This is a genomic window from Mesorhizobium sp. M7A.F.Ca.US.006.01.1.1, from assembly GCF_003997935.1.
GTDB lineage: Bacteria > Pseudomonadota > Alphaproteobacteria > Rhizobiales > Rhizobiaceae > Mesorhizobium.
The window spans coordinates 1-3608 of sequence record NZ_RZQL01000414.1; the positions used below are offsets into that span (position 1 = coordinate 1).

Consider the following 3608-nt stretch of genomic DNA (forward strand, 5'->3'; position numbering starts at 1 on the left):
CTTCTCGTCCATCGACAGCGAGATGTCGACTGCCAGCACCAGTTCGACGTCGACGGCGAGCGCATCCGGCGGCGAGGCGGCCGGGGCAGCCTGGGCGCAGACAAGACAGGCAAGCAAGCGCAGAGCATCGAGCACGGCCGTCGCCAGGGTTGTTTCTCCCGAGGAGCTTCCCTCGCGATCACGGCAAAATAAAGCTTTGCCTTCCTCGCCCGGATATCAGCTCATTTCTTGCGGCGGGCGGCGACAGGCGGCGGCTCGATCGCGCCGGCTCTGACGCGCGCGGGCTTCAGCGCTGGCGCACCGGAATCCTTGACGATCGTCAACGCGCGCGGGAAGAAGTGGTTGTTGTGCTGGCCGCGCCCGATGTTGAGGATCGCTGTCTCCGGCAAACGCTTCTCGAGCATCGACAGCACGCGTCTTAGCGATGGGCCGTCGAACGCATCCAGCGCCTCGTCGATGATCACCCATTTCGGCTGCCGCAACGCGAGCCTGGCGAAGGCCAGCGAGCGTTGTTCGTCATCGCCCAACTCATGGTCCCAACGCCCGGCGCGGTCGAGCGATGAGGAAAGCCGTCCCAGACCGACCTCGGCAAGCACCGCTGAAATGTCGGCGTCGCTCGCCGGCGCTGGTCCGGTCGGGTGATCGAGGACTTCGCGCAACGTGCCGACCGGAAAATAAGGCACGCGCGGCACGAATATGGGGGGTTCTCCCGCCGGCAGGCCGATCCGGCCGCTTCCCCATGGCCACAGGCCGGCAATGGCACGAAAGAACAGCGTCTTGCCCGCACCGGGGTCCCCGGTGATCATGACGCGCTCGCCGGGGCGGATTTCGATATGCGGGTCGGCGAGCCTGGTGCAGCCCTCCGGCGAGGCCACTTGGAGCTTCTCGAAAGTCAGGCTGCCATTGACGTTTTGGCCGAAGGCGATGCGCTTTTCGGTGCCGTGCAGCGCATCGGTTTCATCGAGCGCGATGCGGAAATCGGCCACGCGCATCAGCGTTGCGCGCCAATCGGCAATGCTGCCGATGTTGTTGATGAACCAGCGCAAGGAAGAGTGGACCTGGTTGAAGGCACCGACCGCCATCATCAGCCCGCCAAAGCTGATATCACCTGAGAAATAGACCGGCGAAGCAACCAGTATGGGCGCCACGACGGTGATCCAGCCATAGGTGTCGGTCACCCAGGACAGGTTGATCTGGGCGGTGTAGATGCGCCGCATGGCGCCCAGCACCGTGCCGAGATCGAGTTCGAGCCGCCGCCTGGCGTCGGCCTCGCCATGATACAACGCAATGGCATCGACATTCTCGTTGACGCGCACCATCGAGGAGCGCAGCTCGGCTTCGCGTGTATAGCGGTCGCTGTTCAGGCGGATGAGCGGGCGCCCGACCAGCCAGCTCAGCCAGGAGGCGATGCCGGCGTAGAGGATGGCGGCCCAGACCATGTAGCCCGGTATGGCCAGCGAAGTCCCGCCGATGTGGAACACGAAGCCCGAGGACAGCTCCCACAGCACACCGACGAAGGACACGAGCAGGATGCACGACTGCAGCAGGCCGACGCCGAGATCGGTTGACAGGTCGGACAGATGCGCGGCGTCCTGCTGCATGCGCTGGTCGGGATTGACGCCGATGGCGCCGGCATTGGCCAGCCGGAAGGCGCGCGCCGGCCGCATCCACTGATCGATCAGATCCAGCGTCAGCGCCTCGCGCAGCTTGAGCCTGATCATCTGGTTGAGCCAGGTCTGGCCGATATTGAGCACCAGAAGTCCCCCGGCTATGGCCGCGAAGACGAGAAGCTGGTGCAAAAAGGCCGCCATGTCGCGGCGCGCAAGCGCATCGTAGAAAGGCTGGTTCCAGCGGTTGAGCAGAACCTGGCCGATCGACGTTGCGATGATCACGGCCATGATGCCGACCGATGTCCACAGCAACCATTTGCGAACCGGCGATCCCGCCAGCGCCCGCCTGATCGTTATCACCTGATCGCGCAGGCTGCTGGCGTCGACCGCCACGGCAACCGGCTGAACGGCGGCGGCATTGTCCGGTTGATCAGCCATGGCCGAGGTCCTTGCGTTCAGTGCTGAAACCGGATGGAGAAACTTGGCAGGCGTTCGGATGGGCTGCCGGTCCGCTTGCGACAGATAGGCCGGGAAACGACGTCAGGCACGTTTGCCGCGATCACGAAGCCGTCACCTGCGCAGCCGAGGGCTTGGCATCGACTTGGTGACGGCCAAGCCGGGTGGCGCCATGCGGCGACAGCACCGGCACGAAGACGCGACGCGATGCGCGCTGCGCTACCGGCACGCCTTGATAGAGCCGCTTCTGCGCCTCGACGACGATGACCCCGGAAAAGATCGGCCACAGCCGCCGGCCAGCGCGTTCCAGCACATTGTGGAACCGCATCATGAAACGGCGCCTTGACGGCGGGAAGAACAGCGCATCGGACCAGGCGGCAGGCGTGAAATTGGCCTCGCGCAGCAGTTCCGTAAGCTGGCCGCGCGAAAAAGGCCGGCCATTGCCGAACGGCGTATGCTCGAAGCGCGCCCAGACGCCGCGCCGATTGGGCACGACGATGACCACCCGGCCGGCCGGCGACAGCACGCGCCAGATCTCGTTCAGCGTCTCACGCGGGTTCTCGACATGTTCGAGCGAATGGACGAGCAGCATGCGGTCGATGCAGGAATCGACCAGCGGCAGTTCCTCGTCGAAGACCAGTGCCGTCGCCGTCGGCCCTGTCGCCGGCCACACCACCGCGCCTTGCGTTGCCGGCATGAAGGCAAAGACCCGCTCGGCGTCGCTGCCGAACCGCTCCAGCCAGGGCAAGGTGTAACCCAGACCAACCAGCCGCTCGTTGGGTACAACCGCCCATATCGACGACAACGCCATGGTGATCGAACGCTCGGCGAACCGGCCGAGCGTTGTCGAATAGAAGGAGCGAAGATCGACGATGTCGGAATGCATGGCAGGGATGTAGCCGTGATGTCGCCAGGTTTCAACAAAAGGCCACGACGACCCGACATTCCGGGAATGTCATTCGACATCCGGGATGACATCGACCCGCAAGCGCCCTATGTCTGCGGCCACAACGGAGAGATGTGATGCCGGTCGAAATCGAACAGTTCATGTGCCGCAGCGACAATTTCGGCGTGCTGGTGCATGACCCCAAAAGCGGCCAGACCGCGATCATCGACGCGCCCGAGGAAGCGCCTATCCTGGCCGCGATAAAGCGCACCGGCTGGACGCCGACGATGATCCTGACCACGCATCATCACATGGATCACGTCGAGGCCAATCTGGCGCTGAAGGAGCGTTTCAAGCTGCGCATCGTCGGTCCGGAGGCCGAAAAGGCCAAGATCCCCGGCATCGACGAGACCGTCGAAGACGGCTCGGTCCTCCATCTTGGCGATGAGAGGATCGAGGTCATCGCCACGCCCGGCCACACCGCCGGCCACGTTTCCTATTATTTGCCGGCGTCGCGTGTGGCGTTCACCGCCGACACGCTGTTTGCGCTGGGATGCGGGCGGCTGTTCGAATGCAAGCCGCCGGTGATGTATGAATCGCTGAAGAAGCTGGCTGCACTTCCGGCTGAAACGGCCATCTATTGCGGCCATGAATAC

Annotated in this window: 3 protein-coding genes; 1 reads left to right on the forward strand and 2 read right to left on the reverse strand. The window is 64.2% G+C overall.

All coding sequences use genetic code 11. The annotated features are described in order from the left end of the window. Window positions 1–221: 221 nt before the first annotated feature. On the reverse strand, window positions 222–2048 hold the full coding sequence (locus EN943_RS36060; protein ID WP_127416504.1) for an ABC transporter ATP-binding protein/permease: 1827 nt from the start codon (window positions 2046–2048) through the stop codon (window positions 222–224). A gap of 121 nt (window positions 2049–2169) precedes the next feature. Beyond that, complete coding sequence (locus EN943_RS36065; RefSeq protein WP_127416505.1) at window positions 2170–2952, reverse strand: methyltransferase domain-containing protein; 783 nt, start codon at window positions 2950–2952, stop codon at window positions 2170–2172. Between the two features lie 137 nt (window positions 2953–3089). Here EN943_RS36065 and gloB point away from each other — a divergent pair. Continuing rightward, a partial coding sequence (gene gloB / locus EN943_RS36070; protein WP_127416506.1) for a hydroxyacylglutathione hydrolase occupies window positions 3090–3608 on the forward strand: 519 nt, incomplete at its 3' end.

Coding starts and splice junctions, on each gene's coding strand:
- EN943_RS36060 (WP_127416504.1), bottom strand. CDS start 2,048: ATGGCTGATCAACCGGACAATGCCGCCGCCGTTCAGCCGGTTGCCGTG.
- EN943_RS36065 (WP_127416505.1), bottom strand. CDS start 2,952: ATGCATTCCGACATCGTCGATCTTCGCTCCTTCTATTCGACAACGCTC.